This window comes from Bacillus sp. FJAT-50079 (assembly GCF_018343515.1).
Classification (GTDB): Bacteria; Bacillota; Bacilli; order Bacillales; family Bacillaceae_C; genus Lederbergia.
Genome location: NZ_JAGYPD010000003.1, coordinates 583196 through 598732, shown reverse-complemented (window position 1 = coordinate 598732; position 15537 = coordinate 583196). Strand labels below are relative to the sequence as shown.

The following is a 15537-nucleotide window of genomic DNA, read 5'->3' as shown; positions in this document are numbered from 1 at the left end:
AGCTAAATCATGAAAATAAAGGAGGGATTGTTTATGCACAATCAACAAATGAACCAGCCCGGTCAACATCAGCAACCGATCATGCAGCAACCACCACATATTATTACGACAAAAGATTTCGCTTATATTAATGATATGCTTTCATGGAACTTGCTTGCAACAAAAAAAGCGCATTTCTTTGCTACTCAATGTCAAGATCCGCAACTCAAACAAGCGCTTAACGCTTGTGGGCAAATGCATCAACGTCACTACGAAAAATTACTATTCCACCTACAAGAAAAACAGCATTCTAATACATTAATGCAATAACGGAGGTGCTTACGATGCAAAATCAAAATCCAAACCAAAACGGAAAAAGTATTCAAAATCCAGCGATGCAAATTCCAAAAACACCGCAAATGAACGAACGTGATTTTGTCAATGACATGCTAGCAACGGAAAAGTATATGACAAGCTCTTACACAACCGCTATACATGAAGCAAGCCACCAACATCTTTATGATGATTTACTCGCTATATATACAGAAACAGAGCAAGCGCAGCGGAATTTATTTAATCTCATGTTCCAAAAAGGCTGGTACAAACTAGAGGCCCAAGACGAACAAAAAATTCAACAATCATATCAACAGCATGTTGGTTATACGAATCAGTTTCCTTATAATGGCGGCATGCAGTAAGGGGAAAAATCTCCCTAGCAAAGCAATTAGATGATTTCTTTTTAAAAAACCTGAAGCATTAGCGCTTCAGGTTTTTTATTGGAAATTGATCGATTGCCTGTTTTATACATAAAAACTCTTTTCATCCACCGCTAAATTACCGGAATACTTTTTTTATTCCTTCACTTGTCAACTATTTACGATATAATTTAAACGTAGGAGGGGGATTTATGCTTACACGACAAATCATTGAGAAGTTAATTGCCATCGTTGGCAAGGAGAATGTTGATGATTCACAAGTTGGTAGATTGGTATATTCGTATGATGCAACACCACAGTTTCAGTCGATGCCTGACGTTGTCGTTGCACCCCGATCGACAAAAGAGATCTCAGAGATTTTGCGGCTTTGCGATAAATTTCAGATTCCGATTGTCCCTCGAGGCTCAGGAACAAATTTATGTGCGGGAACGACTCCGATTGAAGGCGGTATCGTTTTATTGTTCAAGCATATGAACAATATTCTCGAAATTGATGAAGAAAATCTAACAGTTACGGTTCAGCCCGGGGTCATTACTCTCGATCTCATCCGTGCGGTCGAGGCAAAAGGTTTATTCTATCCACCCGATCCAAGTTCGATGAGCATCTCTACAATTGGCGGGAATATAAATGAAAACTCAGGTGGGTTGCGCGGACTAAAATACGGGGTTACCCGCGATTATGTATTGGCACTTGAAATCGTTCTCCCGAATGGCGATATCATTCGCACGGGTGGAAAGTTAGCTAAAGATGTCGCTGGCTATGATTTGACTAGGTTATTCGTTGGATCTGAAGGTACTCTTGGGGTAATTACCGAAGCGACATTAAAGCTCATTCCAATGCCGGAAACAAAAAAAACATTACTCGCTTTATATCAAGATCTCGATGCGGCGGCCCGCTCCGTATCTAAAATCATTGCAAACAAAATCATACCGGCAACACTTGAATTTTTAGATCAGCCAACGCTGGAAGCAGTCGAAGATTTTGCAAAAATTGGCTTACCGACAAATGTAAAAGCCGTCTTATTAATCGAACAAGATGGCCCTGCTGAAATTGTTGATCGTGATATTGAAATGATCGCTACGATCTGTCAAGAACAGGCGGCGGAATCAGTAGAAATTGCAGCTGATGTAGAAACAGCCGCAAAGCTTAGCATGGCCCGACGCTCTGCTTTATCAGCGCTTGCTCGCTTAAAGCCAACGACGATTCTTGAAGATGCAACCGTTCCAAGATCGGAAATTGCAAAAATGGTCAATGCTATTGAAAAAATTGCTCAAAAATACGATGTAATGATTTGTACGTTTGGGCATGCCGGGGATGGCAATTTACATCCAACATGTCCGACAGACATTCGGGACAAGGATGAGATGGAACGAGTTGAAAAAGCGTTTGAAGAAATTTTTGCAGCAGCAATTGAACTTGGCGGTACAATTACAGGTGAGCATGGTGTTGGCATTGTTAAGGCACCCTATCTTGAATGGAAGCTCGCTCCTGAAGGAATCGCAGCAATGAAAGCGATTAAATCGGCATTTGATCCAAATAACATTATGAATCCCGGAAAAGTATTTGCAAAGGAAAGCAGAAAAAGGGTGGTGGTATCACAATGACCACAACCATCCAGCAACAGTTTTCGGAAAAAATGGATATGGATGAATTGCTCAACTGCATGCGCTGCGGCTTCTGCTTGCCTGCCTGTCCTACATATATCGAAACGAATTTTCAAGAAAAACATTCCCCTCGCGGAAGAATTGCTTTAATGAAAGCAGTTGCTGATGGTTTGATTGATTTTGATGATGATGTTGAGGAAGCGCTCGACCTTTGCCTTGGCTGCCGTGCCTGTGAACCAGCCTGTCCGGCTGGTGTGAATTACGGAATGTTACTCGAAGACGCTCGCGATATTATTTGGCAAAATAAAAAGCAAAGCCTCCCTGTGAAAACATTGCGAAATACCGTATTTGAAGGGCTCTTTCCCCATCAAAATCGGATGGTGAATGTAACAGGCTTACTCGGCTTTTATCAACGATCCGGTTTGCAAAAAACCGTTCGTAAAATTGGATTTATGAAGCTCTTTCCAGAAAACTTAGCACAAATGGAGCGAGTATTACCATCTGTCCCTAAAAAGAAAGAAATGAAAGTCCGCCCCGATTTTTTACAAGCAAAAGGCGGAAAAAAAGCGACCGTCGCCTTCTTTTCAGGCTGCCTGATGGACACGATGTTTATGGGAACGAATGACGCAACAATGAAGCTTCTCCAACTCGCTGGCTGCGATGTTATCATTCCGAAAGATCAAGGCTGCTGTGGCGCTTTGCACGGGCATAGTGGTGAAAAGGCAAAAGCGATCGAGCTTGCGAAGAAAAATATTTTAGCTTTTGAGGCAACAGGAGCAGATTATATTGTAACCAATGCGGGAGGCTGTGGCGGCTTTCTTATCGGCTATGATCACTTATTAGCTGACCAATTGGAGTGGAGCGAGCGTGCAAAAGAATTTACGAGTAAGCTCAAGGATATTTCGCAAATTCTCGTTGAGCTTGACTTCCACCGTTTGCATCGTTTGCGTTTGTCCGGAACGATTCTCACTTATCAAGATTCCTGCCATTTGCGTAATGTCATGCATACTGCCTCTGCACCTCGCACATTAATTCAAGCAATTGATGACGCTGAGTACCGAGAATTACCCGAGGCAGATCGCTGTTGCGGATCAGCCGGGATATATAATATCGTTGAACCGGACATGTCGATGCAAATTCTCGATCATAAAATGAAAAAGGTTGAGGCGGTTCAACCAGGCATGATCGTCACAGCTAACCCGGGATGTCTACTGCAAATGAAGCTTGGAATCGAGCGTGCTGGTTTAAGTGAAAAAATTGAAGCTGTACATATTGCCGATGTACTGTTAGCTGCCTTAACACCCGAAGTGTAATTACTTTTCGGGTGTTTTTTGCGTATTACCCAATTCATTACATTCCAACCAAATTGATGTTAAATAGCCTTTACATTTTGTTAATTACAACATACAATACAAATAGAATGTTAAGTCAACTTAACAAGGAGGTTGCATATGTGATCTTGCAAAATCGTGTAAAAGAGCTACGCGCTCGTTTTAATTATTCGCAAACTGACTTGGCAAACTTGGCAGGGGTGACACGCCAAACGATTGCGGCGATTGAAAAAGGTGACTATGTTCCATCGTTATTGCTCGGGCTAGCCATTTGCCAAGCAGTCAAGCTCCCGATGGAAGAAGTGTTTTGGTTAGAAGAAAAGGAGGAATAGTAATGAAAAAACCGTTCGTATCGATGATATTAAGCCTCTTGTCGATCCTTATTATTGGATGGGTGTTAATTTCTCTTTATGATATGCTCAGCCAGTTCGCCCATATATTAAAAAATCCCGAGCCACCATGGGAAATTAACTTTTATTTTTTACCTCTTTTATTGCTGCTCGTGTTTACACTTATTTTGTCTTTTTTTTATTTTGGCAAAAGAAAACACAAAGACAAACGTTCCCTTTGGCTCTATCCTTTCGAATTTACAGAAGAAGATGAGCGTGAACAGCAGATCTCAGGGGAGGCTTGTAGAAAGGCGTTTATTGCAACGTGGATATCAGCGTCAATTGCCGCCACCTTGTTTGTATTTTTCCCCCTTTTTCAAAATCAATTTATTCATTTTCCAATTTACTTGATCTTGTTCATTCCAGTTGTTCAAATTATTACGTACTATATTCACATTCGAAAAATATAAAAATCAGCGGCTTTGTACGCCGCTGATTTTCAGACGTCTTCCTCGTCCATGTGGAATGCATAGCGGAGTGCCAAAAAGCGGATCGACAGTAATTTGACAATGCATATTAAATACATCATAAACTAGCGTGCTGTTAATTACGTCTTCCGGTTTCCCTTGTGCATATACTTGTCGATCACGAATGGCGACGATATTGTGAGCGTATCTACATGCCAAATTCAAATCATGCAATACCATCACAATCGTCCGGCCCTCCCTTTCATTCAATTCGAATAATAAATCTAAAATCTCAATTTGATGTGTCATGTCTAAATAAGTAGTTGGCTCGTCTAACAATAAAATTTCTGTATCTTGTGCAAGCGTCATCGCAATCCAAGCCCTTTGCCGCTGCCCGCCAGAAAGCTCATCGACCAAGCGCTCCTTCATCGTTTCCATTCCTGTTGCTGCCAATGCCCGATTCACTACCATTTCATCTTGATTGGACCATTGTTTAAGCCATGACTGATAAGGATATCTCCCTTGTTTAACAAGTTGTAATACGGACAGTCCTTCAGGCGCAATCGCCGTTTGCGGTAAAATAGCTAGTCTTTTCGCAACTCCCTTCGTTGGAAGTTTGGCAATGTCTTCGCCTGCTAACAGGACAGAGCCACCTTTTGGCTTGAGCAATCTTGCAATGGAGCGAAGAAGTGTCGATTTGCCGCAACCATTTCCACCGATAAAAACAGTGATCTCACCTTTTGGTATCGTTAAATTTAATTCATCAATAATGAGTTGATCACCGTATGATAAAGTTAATTGTTTCGTTTCGATCGTTTCCACGACTTACACCCCTTACACATTCCTCGTTTTAAATAAAAGATAAATAAAATATGGTGCACCAATTGCTGCCGTGAATACTCCCGCAGGTACCTCCAGTGGTAAAAATAATGTCCGCCCAATCAAATCTGCTAATAAAACAAGAACGCTGCCAATGATTGCAGAAGCAGGAAGCAGCGCACCGAAGGTAGAACCAACAAGCCGTCTCGCCATATGTGGTGCCATCAGACCGACAAACCCAATTCCACCAGCGAAAGCGACTGCTGCTCCAACTAATCCTGTCCCAATTAACAATAGAAAAAAGCGCTGTTTTTGCACCTTGCTTCCTATTCCTGTCGCAAGTTCATCACCAAGCTCTTGGACATTGATTTTTCGGGCAGAAATGATCGCGATACATAAAAGAACAATGACGATTGGTAAAAGAACAGCAACATGCTCCCAATTTGCGCCATTTACGGTTCCAGTGATCCATATATTCGCCTGACTCGCCTGATAAATCGGACCTAATATCATCACCATCGTTGTAAAAGCTTGCATAAGCGCGGAAATCCCAATTCCTATAAGAACAAGCCTGATCGGTGAAACACCATTGCGCCAAGCGAGAAAATAAACGAGTAACCCCGTGAATGTAGCACCGATAAATGCAGCGGCAGGAAGCCATTCAATTCCAACCTTTAATGAATTATTCGCATCGCTAAATAACGCTAAAAAGCTTACTACCGCTACACTCGCTCCCCCAGTAATTCCGATAATATCGGGGGAAGCAAGCGGATTTCGAATGATTCCCTGAAGGATTCCCCCTGCAACCGCAAGCGCCATCCCAACAAGTACAGATACGATCATGCGCGGCAAGCGGAATTGTAAAACGACAAGTCTTTCGAAATCATCACCGCCACCAAAAAAGACATGAAGAACGGTGAACGGATTTATTTTCATATCCCCTAGTCCGACTCCAATAATAAATATAGCAACGGAGATTCCCGCTAAAATCCAAATAACGTTTACCGCCCGTCTATCAACAAGAAAAGAAATGTTTCCCTTCCAGATGCGAAAGCTTTTATATTTCCCCATTACTGGCTAAACCCCTTCCTTACGACGTAAATAAAAAATGGTGCGCCAATAACGGCAGTCATTACGCCGACGGGAACTTCCTGCGGCATAATAATGAACCTTGCCCCGATGTCTGCGATGATAAGCAGCATCGCTCCTAATAATCCTGAAAAAGGAATGAGCCAACGATGATCAATCCCAATGATTTTCCGTGATAGATGTGGAACGATGATGCCTACAAAGCCAATCGGCCCAGCGACAGCAACCGCACTGCCAGAAAGGATAATAACGATGAAACCGATAAAAATTTTCACGAAACCTGTATGTAATCCTAAGCCTCTGGCAAGATCCTCCCCCATTGCCAACACATTCATCTTTGTTGCGATCAATAACGCAAAGCCCCATCCGACAACCATATAAGGGAGAACCGAAAGCAAAATATCTATTTTCCGACCAGCAACAGAGCCGGCAAGCCAAAATAGCACTTGTTCAAGCGCTGCTTCGTTTAGGACAAGCAACCCTTGAGTGAATGAAGTAAAAAGCGCAGCCATTGCCGCCCCGGCAAGCGTGAGCTTCATTGGCGTCAGCCCTTCCCTTCCTGCTGATCCGATTACATATACACCGATGGCGACAATAGCTGCACCGGCAAAGGAAATCCAAGAGAACACTTGCAAGCTCGAAACTTGAAAAAGCGTAACCGCCACGACAACAGCAAAGCCTGCTCCAGCATTCACACCAAGTATGCTTGGTGAAGCGAGCGGATTTTTTGTTAATGTTTGCATCATGACGCCTGCAATCGCAAGACAAGCCCCTACCGCCGCAGCAATTAAAGCTCTTGGTAAGCGCACATATTTAATCACGATTTGCTCGTTTGACCCGTTAAAATTAAAAAAAGCATGAATTGCCGTTTTAATTGAAGTATCTGTATACCCTAATACAATACTCATTCCAATCAAAATGAGCAGCATAAAAAGCGCGAACATGAGCAATCCAAGCTTTTGACTATTCTTTTCAAATAACATTCCCCATTACCTTTCAAAGCAGATTCGGAAACTTCCGTATGAATTTCAAACTTATTTTAAGGAATATTCGCCATTTAGTCAATGATCTTGAAAATCATTCTCAATTATTTGTTGACATTCACTTTTCTTCCCATTATGATAAAAAAGTCTTAATTGATAATCATTATCATACATATTTTGGAGGAAATCATACGATGAAAAAATTACACTATCTGCTCGTCACAATCTTGATTATCGCGTTGCTCGCTGCTTGCGGAAATAAGAGTGACGCTAAAAAAGATACGGAAACAAAAACGAACGACAACGATAGTACTGCATACATGGTTGAACATGCAATGGAAAGTACTGAAATACCAAATACACCGAAAAGAATTGTTATTTTAACGAACGAAGGCACAGAAGCATTACTCGCACTTGGAATCAAGCCAGTAGGAGCTGTTCAATCATGGGTAGGTGATCCTTGGTACCCACATATTAGCGACCAAATGACAGATGTCGAAGTCGTTGGAACGGAAAGCCAGATCAATGTTGAGGCGATTGCGAAATTAAAACCGGATTTAATCATTGGCAATAAAATGCGCCAAGAAGAAATTTACCCACAACTTAAAGCAATAGCGCCAACGATTTTTGCAGAAGCATTACGCGGCGACTGGAAGGAAAACTTCCGACTATATGCAAAAGCCGTTAATCTAGAAGAAAAAGGCGAAGAAGTTTTGGATAACTTCGATGGTAGAGTGGCACAATTACAAGAAAAGTTTGCTGACAAGCTAGATAAGAAAATTTCACTCATACGTTTCATAGCTGGTGATGTTCGAATCTATCATAAAGATTCATTCGCGGGCGTGATCCTTGAACAAATTGGGTTTGCCCGACCTGAAAGTCAAAATGTGGATGACTTAGCAGAAACAAACGTTTCAGAGGAAAGAATTCCTGCTATGGACGGAGATATTCTTTTTTACTTCACTTACGAAACAGGCAATGGAGAAGCAAATACATTAGAAAAAGAATGGATTAATAACCCGTTATTTAAAAACTTGGAAGTTGTAAAAGCTGATAATATTCATAAAGTAGATGATTCGATTTGGAATACGGCTGGAGGCGTCATCGCGGCGAACCTTATGCTTGATGACTTAGAAAATAAACTTCAATAATCTTTATACGGTAGCATGCGGCTGCCGTATTTTTTTATGAAAATGGGGCAATCTCTTATTGGAGGGATGATGATGGCATTATTTAAAAATAAGAAGAAGGATCAACCAAACGAAAACAGTTCCCCGGATTCCCTTTCAACATTATTAGCCCAATTGCGTAAATCAAACGATTACGTTCAGTCTAGTGCTACAAATCAGCAAACCGATGTGCATTTTTCAATCGAATACTTTTCCACATTAGTAAATAACGACATTATTGCAGAGGATATTTTGCCCCCTTTACTGCAAGGGAATTTTTATACCCTTTCCGATTGCCTAAATATCATTCCAACTGGCCAGGTGTTCATTACATCTAATTTGAGGGAAATTGAAGAAAAACTGCTCTCAGGAAATGTATTAATCCGCATTAAAGGGGAAGAAAAGACGGTCGCTCTTCTTCCTGCTCCAGCTGAAGTGGGCAGAAATATCGACCAGTTAGATATTGAATATACGGTTGAAGGCCCAAAAGCTGCCTTTGTTGAATCGATTGATCAAAACATTAATCTTATTCGAACCCGGATTCCACTAAAGGAACTAGTTTCAGAAGAACTTACCGTTGGCACGTATACAAGGACACGAATCGCTATTCTTTACATAGATGGTCTAACAAATATTGAAAATGTAGATACGATGAGGCAACGGATCAATGAAATTAATATTGACCAAATTACAGATAGTCATTTTATTGAAGAAACAATATCGGGAAATCATAATTCACCATTCCCACAGTTGATTAGCACTGAAAATCCCGTAAAGGTTGCAAGCGATTTAATAGAGGGGAAGGTAGCCGTCATTGTGAACGGCTCCCCCTTTGTTCTATTAGGTCCGACAACATTTATTTCCTACTTTGTTTCATATGAAGATTATTTAAACAATTGGATTTTATCAACGTTTATCCGTATTTTAAGGATTTTTGGCGTTACATTTTCCATTTTTGCAACCCCTTTATATGTCGCAATCTTGACTTATCATCCCGAAATCGTCCCAAAGGATTTAATGGCTCCACTCATTAGCTCCAGAGAAACTGTCCCGTTTCCACCGATTATGGAAGCTCTATTTCTCGAATTAAGTATTGAGCTGCTTAGAGAAGCCGGGGCGCGTTTGCCTACTAAAATTGGGCAAACAATCGGTATTGTTGGAGGTATTGTGTTAGGAACTGCCGTTGTTGAAGCTGGCTTGACAAGCAATGTTCTGTTGATTTTTGTTTCATTAGGTGCGTTAGCTGCTTTTACGACACCTGTTTATAAAATTACATCGACCATTCGGATCATTCGTTTTCCTTTTTTGCTTTTTGCTCAATTATGGGGATTGCTTGGAATGGTTTATTGCTTTATTTTCTTTTTAGCACATCTTATCCAGCTTAATTCACTCGGTAGACCATTCATGGAGCCAATTTATCCTTTTCGCTTCAACGATATAAAGGATTCTTTTATGAAAGTGCAATTTGCAAGCCGATATAAACGACCAGGTTATTTGCAAACGCAAAAACCGATTCGTTTTCAAGCGAATGATGCTAAACCAAAACGAGACATTGATGAATGATAAAGTTGGAGGCAGCGAGCGATGGTTCCAATTCCTAAAACGAAACAAATTAGCCCCTATCTTGTCTTTTTTGTCATCCATGCGATGCAAATAGGCATTGGCATTCTTGGCTTTCAACGTGACATTGCCAAAACGGCCGGGTATGATTCATGGTTATCGGTTATTATCGGAACCATTTGCGCACTAATCTCTTTATTTATCATGTTCAAAGTACTTGAACTTGGAAAAGATGATTTAGCTGACACCCATTATTTTGTATACGGAAAGATATTTGGACGTCTTTTTAATATGATAACCAGCCTCTATTTCATAGGTGTTGCGATCGCCATCATTCGTACGTATATTGAAATTTTACAAGTATGGTTGTTCGAAGATTTAAGTGTATTTTGGTTCTCTTTTAGCTTTTTACTGTTGGCCATATACATTATAAATGGCGGCTTCAGAACCATCGTCGGCATTGCATTTTTTAGTGTAATCTTACCCTTTTACTTATATTTTATCTTTTTATTTGCCGTTCCCTATTCGGATTACTCTGACTTTCTTCCATTATTGCATCATTCGTTTTCAAAGATTATTAAAGCTTCTTTTCAATTATCCTTGTCCTTTATTGGTTATGAGGCTTTACTCATCTTTTCTCCATTTATCGAAGACCGTCAAAAGGCAAAAAAATGGGCCTATTTAGGCATTTTAATGACAGGATTCATCTATTTATACATTACATTCATCTCTTTCGGATTTTATAGTGAGCCCCAACTTTCCCATATTATTTGGGCGACTCCATCACTTTGGAAAATTGTGAAATTTAGTTTTCTATGGCGCTTTGAGTATATCGGCATTTCCACATGGTTTCTTGTCATATTACCTAATATTTGTATTACATTATGGTGTGCAAGTAGACTAATGAAAAAAACGATTAAAATCACGCAACGAAAAGCATTATTTCTCATTAGTTTCATTGTCTTAATTGCCTCTAGCTTCTTTGAAACAAGACAGCAAATTATTACATTTCTTAATTTGATGGGAAATATAGGGATTATTTTTAATTTTATCTACGTTCCCCTATTATTGCTATTCATTTTTATCGCAAGGAAGGTGAAAAAAGCTGAAAATTAAAATTTCCATCGCCTCTCTATTGATCGTGCCGCTGTTGGTTAGTTGTGTAAACTCAAGAATTATTGATGATTTAGATTTAATTTCGGTAGCAGGAATTGATTTTGTAGGTGATAAAATAGAGATGATAACCATATACAACCATTTCACTCCCGATAAAAAAGTTGAGAACAAACGATTAAAAGTGACGATTCCAAAAAACGAAGATCTACTTGAACATTTGGACCGTGAAGCGAGTAAGCCAGTCGTATTCGGAGACATAGAAGTACTCGTATTAGGAGCCGAGGCCGCTAAAATTGGCTTGTTCCCAATTATTGATACGCTGCAAAGAAGTGCAGATCTCGGTTCAAGAATTTACATCGTCATGACCGAAGATTCAGTGGAGGATTTGCTTGCAGGAGATTATGAATTTAAGGGAAATGGGCAATACATTTCCAGAATGATCGCACACAATATTAAATACCGGGACATTCCAAGAACAAATTTACATCTTTTCACTTCCGATTTTTTTGAAAAAGGGAAGGATGCGTATTTGCCTATTTTAAAAAGACAAGGAGAAGATAAGCTGAAAATTTCTGGACTTGCTATTTTTGACGATGCTCACTTTGTTCATTACATTTCCCCTGATCAAATGTTTTATTTTAAAATATTGGTTGATAAGCACATAAAAAGTAGCATGGAGGTGAAAGTAGACAATCACCATGCAGTCATTGAAAATATAAAAACAAAAACAACAATCAAAACCGATTACGACACATTGACTGTCCAGGTGAATTATAAAATGATAGGTGCGATTAGTAGATACACAGGACATAAAGCCGAGCGCGCCATCATCGATCAAATTACAAAGCAGGTGGAAGAAAAGATTACAAGGGAATGCCTTGCATTATTGGAAGAATTCCAATCAGTGAACATTGATCCAATAGGAATCGAGCGGAAGTTTAGACAACAAAATAGAGACTTCGACCCGAAGAAATGGAAAGATCAATATAAGCATGTCACATTTAAGATTGAACCAAATATTACGATCATCCAATCAGGAACGGTCGAATAAACAACCCCATTCTTCCCTTATAAATAAAAACAACCACAGCTGTGGTTGTTTTTATTTATTTATTCTTCACTAGAGGCAAACATATATTTTTTATAATGGTACTGTATGGATAAAATAATCCCCATTGCAAGCATGTTGCCTAGCAATGAACTTCCCCCATAACTAATAAACGGAAGAGGAATTCCTGTAATAGGTAATAGTCCAATCGTCATCCCAATATTTTGGAAGACGTGAAAAGCAAGCATGCAGATGACGCCGACACAAATATAGGAATAGAACGGATTTTTTGTATTCAACCCTGTTTTTGTAATTTGATAAATTAGCATGAAAAATAAACTGATAACGATGCTGCCGCCAATAAACCCAAACTCCTCACCAATCGTACTAAAGATGAAATCAGAATGGCTCTCTGGCATGTATACTTCTCGATTGCGGAATCCTTTTCCACTCGTTTCCCCCGAACCAATCGCAAGCAATGATTTAACAAGTTGAAATCCTTCATCTGACTGATACGTATACGGATCAAGCCACGAATAAATCCGTTTAAACTGATATTGTTTTACTCCGATATATTTTAGCCATTCAGGTTTATAAATGGCGAAATACATCACCGTACCACCGATAAGGGATACCGTAGAAAAGATCGGCAATAATATTTTCCATGTGATTCCTGAAACGAGTACGATCCCCAAAAAGATCGCTAAAAAGACAAGTGAAGTACCAAGATCAGGCTGTTTCATAATGAATACGATTGGCAAAAAGGTAATGGCAGCAATTTTAATTAATAACCAAAAATCAGTTTTCACCGTTTTATTAATAAACTTTTGATGGTGATCCGCTACAAGCTTTGCCAATGCAACAATCGTAAAAACTTTCATTAATTCTGATGGCTGGATCGCACCAGCTTTTGGAATTACAAACCAGCTTTGTGCCCCATTTCGAACGGGAGTAAACTCTGTATTCGGAGCTACAAACAAAATCAATAATAAAAATAAACCAAACCCATACATATACCACGTAATTTTCTTTAGCTGTTCTGAATCTAACTGCATCACAACAATAATCACAGCAGTACCAATGACATACCACATAATCTGTTGGATTAGAAAATTGGCAACATATTGGCCAGTGGACTGAGAGCTATATATCGATGCAAGACTAATAATTGTAATAAGCATTAAGGTTAATATAATTCCATAATCTATTTTAGGAATCGGCTTTTTCTGTGAAGTCATCACTTCGTCTCCTAATTTTAATAAACTGTTTTAACAAATCTTTAGGACTTAGGTTTCATTTGAAGAAAACATGTATTTTTTATAATGATACCTAATCGATAAAATCATTCCAATCGCCAGCATATTACTCAGTAAGGAGCTACCTCCATAACTAATAAATGGAAGTGGAATTCCCGTAATAGGAAGCAACTGAATGGTCATCCCGATATTTTGAAATACATGGAAAGTAATCATTGCAATCACCCCGACACAAATATAGGAGTAAAATGGATTTTTCGTCTCTAAACCAATCCTCGTTATTTGATAGATGAGCATGAAAAAGAGAATGATAACAATGCTACCGCCAATAAAGCCGAATTCTTCCCCAATCGTACTAAAAATGAAATCCGAGTGGCTTTCTGGCATATACACTTCCCTGTTTCCAAATCCCTTTCCACCCGTTTGCCCTGAACCAATGGCAAGCAAGGATCTCACAAGCTGCAAACCTTCATCAGATCTGTAAGAAAAGGGATCGAGCCAAGAATAAATCCGTTTATATTGATGTGGTTTGAGCACATCCTTCAATAATTCATATTTCCAAATCGCAATATATAAAAGCATACTTCCGACAATTGTTAACACTGAAAACATCGGCACTAAAAGCTTCCACGAAATGCCTGACACAAGAATCACAGCAAATAAAATAAAAATAAATACAAGGGTCGTACCCAAATCTGGTTGCTCGTAAATTAATATCGCGGGAGGTCCCGTAACGATTCCAAGCTTAGTCATGAGCCAAAGATCTGTTTTAATCGTTTTATTTATAAACTTTTGATGGTGATCCGCTGCTACTTTGGCAAGTACTACAATTGTAAAAATTTTCATATATTCTGAGGGTTGAATAGAACCAATTGGAGTGAAAAACCAACTTTGTGCCCCATTCACTTCCCTTGCAAACGAGAGATTACCTGGAGCAACAAATAAAACTAATAATAGCAATAGCCCAAATCCATACATATACCATGATATTTTTTTCAGTTGATCTGAGTCAAGCTGAATAACGACAATAATGGCGATTATACTAATAACGTACCAGACCATTTGTTTTTTTATAAAATTATCCTCGTATTGCCCCGTTGTTTGAGCGCTGTAAATAGCAACCAAGCTAATGATTGTCATTAACATGAGCGTCAATATTATTCCATAATCTATTTTAGGAATCGGCTTTTTTTGAGAAGTCATTCCTTCGTCTCCTCTTTCACCGATAAAATGAAGTTTTAATCGGTATTTTGTTCATCTTACTATTATACCGAATATACCCAAACTAAAAAAGGAACAATTCATGGATTTTCTACAAAGGTAAAGAAGTAATTTTTTTATAAAGGCTATTTGTGTCCAGATCAAAGCCCAGAAACTAGAGTCACAATCGGCTTGCCATAGAACCCCGCATGTTGAAAGTTACAAAGGCATTGCCAAGAAAGGCGCTAAATTTGCCTTTGATCCATCCATTGCGCCAAAATTGCTCTAATTTGCACATCGCAAAATGAGGCCTACATTCTCCTTAATGTATCGGTCGGATGTTTTATTCATCGCCCTATGGGTAACATTAATAATAGATCACATTTCAAAAAGAAAGGATTATGCATATGCTTTGGACAATTATTGGGATTTTACTTGTTCTCTGGCTCCTTGGTTTTATTGCGAAAGTTGGAGGAGCTCTAATTCATATTTTACTCGTTGCTGCCGTTATCGTTTTCATTTTTAATCTTATTACCGGTCGTAATCGAGCAAGGTAGAAAGGGCGGTCCTTTTACGGGACCGCTCTTTCCAATACATTTTTGTAGCATAGTTCGCAACCCGATATATTCAAAAATTCGAAATAATATTCGAAAATATGACAATCCTCCCCATTCTTCTAGTATTTCCTTACTATGGTCCTATATATGAAATGATAAAAAGTTATTGTATTCAAAACAGATTTATAATAATATACATAATAAGTAAGTTTTTTTAGAATACTTTAATATATCAAAATAGTAGTTAAGACATATGATTTAAGATTGAGTAGATTGGTAGACTGTTATACAATTTATATATCAACAATTTTTAT

General features: G+C 39.1%; 16 protein-coding genes. 11 read left to right on the top strand and 5 right to left on the bottom strand.

The genetic code is table 11. The features are described 5' to 3' along the window. Positions 1 to 33: 33 nt before the first annotated feature. The 6 genes from KHA95_RS10485 to KHA95_RS10460 all read left to right on the top strand — a co-directional run bounded on the left by KHA95_RS10485 (position 34) and on the right by KHA95_RS10460 (position 4429). On the top strand, positions 34 to 309 hold the full coding sequence (locus KHA95_RS10485; RefSeq protein WP_213137434.1) for a hypothetical protein: 276 nt from the start codon (positions 34 to 36) through the stop codon (positions 307 to 309). A gap of 14 nt (positions 310 to 323) precedes the next feature. After that, the gene (locus KHA95_RS10480) at positions 324 to 677 is read left to right on the top strand and encodes a spore coat protein (protein ID WP_213137433.1); all 354 of its coding nucleotides are present in this window, start codon (positions 324 to 326) and stop codon (positions 675 to 677) included. A gap of 209 nt (positions 678 to 886) precedes the next feature. Beyond that, positions 887 to 2299, top strand: a complete 1413-nt coding sequence (gene glcD, locus KHA95_RS10475; protein ID WP_213137432.1) for a glycolate oxidase subunit GlcD — start codon at positions 887 to 889, stop codon at positions 2297 to 2299. Beyond that, positions 2296 to 3612 carry a (Fe-S)-binding protein gene (locus KHA95_RS10470; RefSeq protein ID WP_213137431.1) on the top strand — a complete coding sequence of 439 codons (1317 nt, stop codon included), beginning with the start codon at positions 2296 to 2298 and terminating at the stop codon, positions 3610 to 3612. The genes glcD and KHA95_RS10470 overlap by 4 nt, the downstream gene beginning before the upstream one ends. Positions 3613 to 3755: 143 nt before the next feature. After that, positions 3756 to 3962 carry a helix-turn-helix transcriptional regulator gene (locus tag KHA95_RS10465; protein ID WP_349305466.1) on the top strand — a complete coding sequence of 69 codons (207 nt, stop codon included), beginning with the start codon at positions 3756 to 3758 and terminating at the stop codon, positions 3960 to 3962. A 2-nt stretch (positions 3963 to 3964) separates the two neighbouring features. After that, complete coding sequence (locus tag KHA95_RS10460; protein WP_213137430.1) at positions 3965 to 4429, top strand: DUF2178 domain-containing protein; 465 nt, start codon at positions 3965 to 3967, stop codon at positions 4427 to 4429. A 3-nt stretch (positions 4430 to 4432) separates the two neighbouring features. Here the strand turns inward: KHA95_RS10460 and KHA95_RS10455 are convergent, their stop codons facing one another. The 3 genes from KHA95_RS10455 to KHA95_RS10445 are packed head-to-tail and all read right to left on the bottom strand — an operon-like array spanning position 4433 to position 7317. Next, a complete protein-coding gene (locus KHA95_RS10455; RefSeq protein ID WP_213137429.1) occupies positions 4433 to 5248 on the bottom strand; it encodes an ABC transporter ATP-binding protein in 816 nt (271 codons plus the stop codon). Positions 5249 to 5260: 12 nt separating this feature from the next. After that, positions 5261 to 6316 (bottom strand): FecCD family ABC transporter permease, encoded by a 1056-nt coding sequence (locus tag KHA95_RS10450; RefSeq protein ID WP_213137428.1) that lies wholly within the window; start codon positions 6314 to 6316, stop codon positions 5261 to 5263. Further along, entirely contained in the window at positions 6316 to 7317 is a 1002-nt protein-coding gene (locus KHA95_RS10445; protein ID WP_213137427.1) for a FecCD family ABC transporter permease, read from the bottom strand. Before KHA95_RS10445 ends, KHA95_RS10450 begins: the two co-directional genes overlap by 1 nt. Positions 7318 to 7511: 194 nt before the next feature. Between KHA95_RS10445 and KHA95_RS10440 the strand changes: the two genes are divergently transcribed. The 4 genes from KHA95_RS10440 to KHA95_RS10425 all read left to right on the top strand — a co-directional run bounded on the left by KHA95_RS10440 (position 7512) and on the right by KHA95_RS10425 (position 12213). Further along, positions 7512 to 8468: an ABC transporter substrate-binding protein gene (locus KHA95_RS10440; protein ID WP_213137546.1), complete on the top strand. Its 957-nt coding sequence runs from the start codon at positions 7512 to 7514 to the stop codon at positions 8466 to 8468. Between the two features lie 69 nt (positions 8469 to 8537). Beyond that, positions 8538 to 10049, top strand: a complete 1512-nt coding sequence (locus KHA95_RS10435) for a spore germination protein (RefSeq protein WP_481748428.1) — start codon at positions 8538 to 8540, stop codon at positions 10047 to 10049. Positions 10050 to 10070: 21 nt separating this feature from the next. Then, positions 10071 to 11162: a GerAB/ArcD/ProY family transporter gene (locus KHA95_RS10430; RefSeq protein WP_213137425.1), complete on the top strand. Its 1092-nt coding sequence runs from the start codon at positions 10071 to 10073 to the stop codon at positions 11160 to 11162. A 25-nt stretch (positions 11163 to 11187) separates the two neighbouring features. Next, positions 11188 to 12213 (top strand): Ger(x)C family spore germination protein, encoded by a 1026-nt coding sequence (locus KHA95_RS10425; protein WP_349305465.1) that lies wholly within the window; start codon positions 11188 to 11190, stop codon positions 12211 to 12213. Between the two features lie 59 nt (positions 12214 to 12272). Here KHA95_RS10425 and rodA read toward each other — a convergent pair whose 3' ends face one another. Beyond that, entirely contained in the window at positions 12273 to 13448 is a 1176-nt protein-coding gene (rodA, locus tag KHA95_RS10420; RefSeq protein WP_213137423.1) for a rod shape-determining protein RodA, read from the bottom strand. A 48-nt stretch (positions 13449 to 13496) separates the two neighbouring features. Beyond that, the gene (locus KHA95_RS10415; protein WP_213137422.1) at positions 13497 to 14669 is read right to left on the bottom strand and encodes an FtsW/RodA/SpoVE family cell cycle protein; all 1173 of its coding nucleotides are present in this window, start codon (positions 14667 to 14669) and stop codon (positions 13497 to 13499) included. 404 nt (positions 14670 to 15073) lie between these two features. Between KHA95_RS10415 and KHA95_RS10410 the strand changes: the two genes are divergently transcribed. Further along, positions 15074 to 15223, top strand: coding sequence for a lmo0937 family membrane protein (locus tag KHA95_RS10410; RefSeq protein WP_213137421.1), 150 nt, complete (start codon positions 15074 to 15076; stop codon positions 15221 to 15223). Positions 15224 to 15537 lie beyond the last annotated feature (314 nt).

Bases quoted from the DNA above. Each gene is read 5' to 3' on its own strand.
- KHA95_RS10485 (WP_213137434.1), top strand. From the start codon at position 34: ATGCACAATCAACAAATGAACCAGCCCGGTCAACATCAGCAACCGATC.
- KHA95_RS10480 (WP_213137433.1), top strand. From the start codon at position 324: ATGCAAAATCAAAATCCAAACCAAAACGGAAAAAGTATTCAAAATCCA.
- glcD (WP_213137432.1), top strand. From the start codon at position 887: ATGCTTACACGACAAATCATTGAGAAGTTAATTGCCATCGTTGGCAAG.
- KHA95_RS10470 (WP_213137431.1), top strand. From the start codon at position 2,296: ATGACCACAACCATCCAGCAACAGTTTTCGGAAAAAATGGATATGGAT.
- KHA95_RS10460 (WP_213137430.1), top strand. From the start codon at position 3,965: ATGAAAAAACCGTTCGTATCGATGATATTAAGCCTCTTGTCGATCCTT.
- KHA95_RS10450 (WP_213137428.1), bottom strand. From the start codon at position 6,316: ATGGGGAAATATAAAAGCTTTCGCATCTGGAAGGGAAACATTTCTTTT.
- KHA95_RS10445 (WP_213137427.1), bottom strand. From the start codon at position 7,317: ATGTTATTTGAAAAGAATAGTCAAAAGCTTGGATTGCTCATGTTCGCG.
- KHA95_RS10440 (WP_213137546.1), top strand. From the start codon at position 7,512: ATGAAAAAATTACACTATCTGCTCGTCACAATCTTGATTATCGCGTTG.
- KHA95_RS10435 (WP_481748428.1), top strand. From the start codon at position 8,538: ATGATGGCATTATTTAAAAATAAGAAGAAGGATCAACCAAACGAAAAC.
- KHA95_RS10430 (WP_213137425.1), top strand. From the start codon at position 10,071: ATGGTTCCAATTCCTAAAACGAAACAAATTAGCCCCTATCTTGTCTTT.
- rodA (WP_213137423.1), bottom strand. From the start codon at position 13,448: ATGACTTCACAGAAAAAGCCGATTCCTAAAATAGATTATGGAATTATA.
- KHA95_RS10415 (WP_213137422.1), bottom strand. From the start codon at position 14,669: ATGACTTCTCAAAAAAAGCCGATTCCTAAAATAGATTATGGAATAATA.
- KHA95_RS10410 (WP_213137421.1), top strand. From the start codon at position 15,074: ATGCTTTGGACAATTATTGGGATTTTACTTGTTCTCTGGCTCCTTGGT.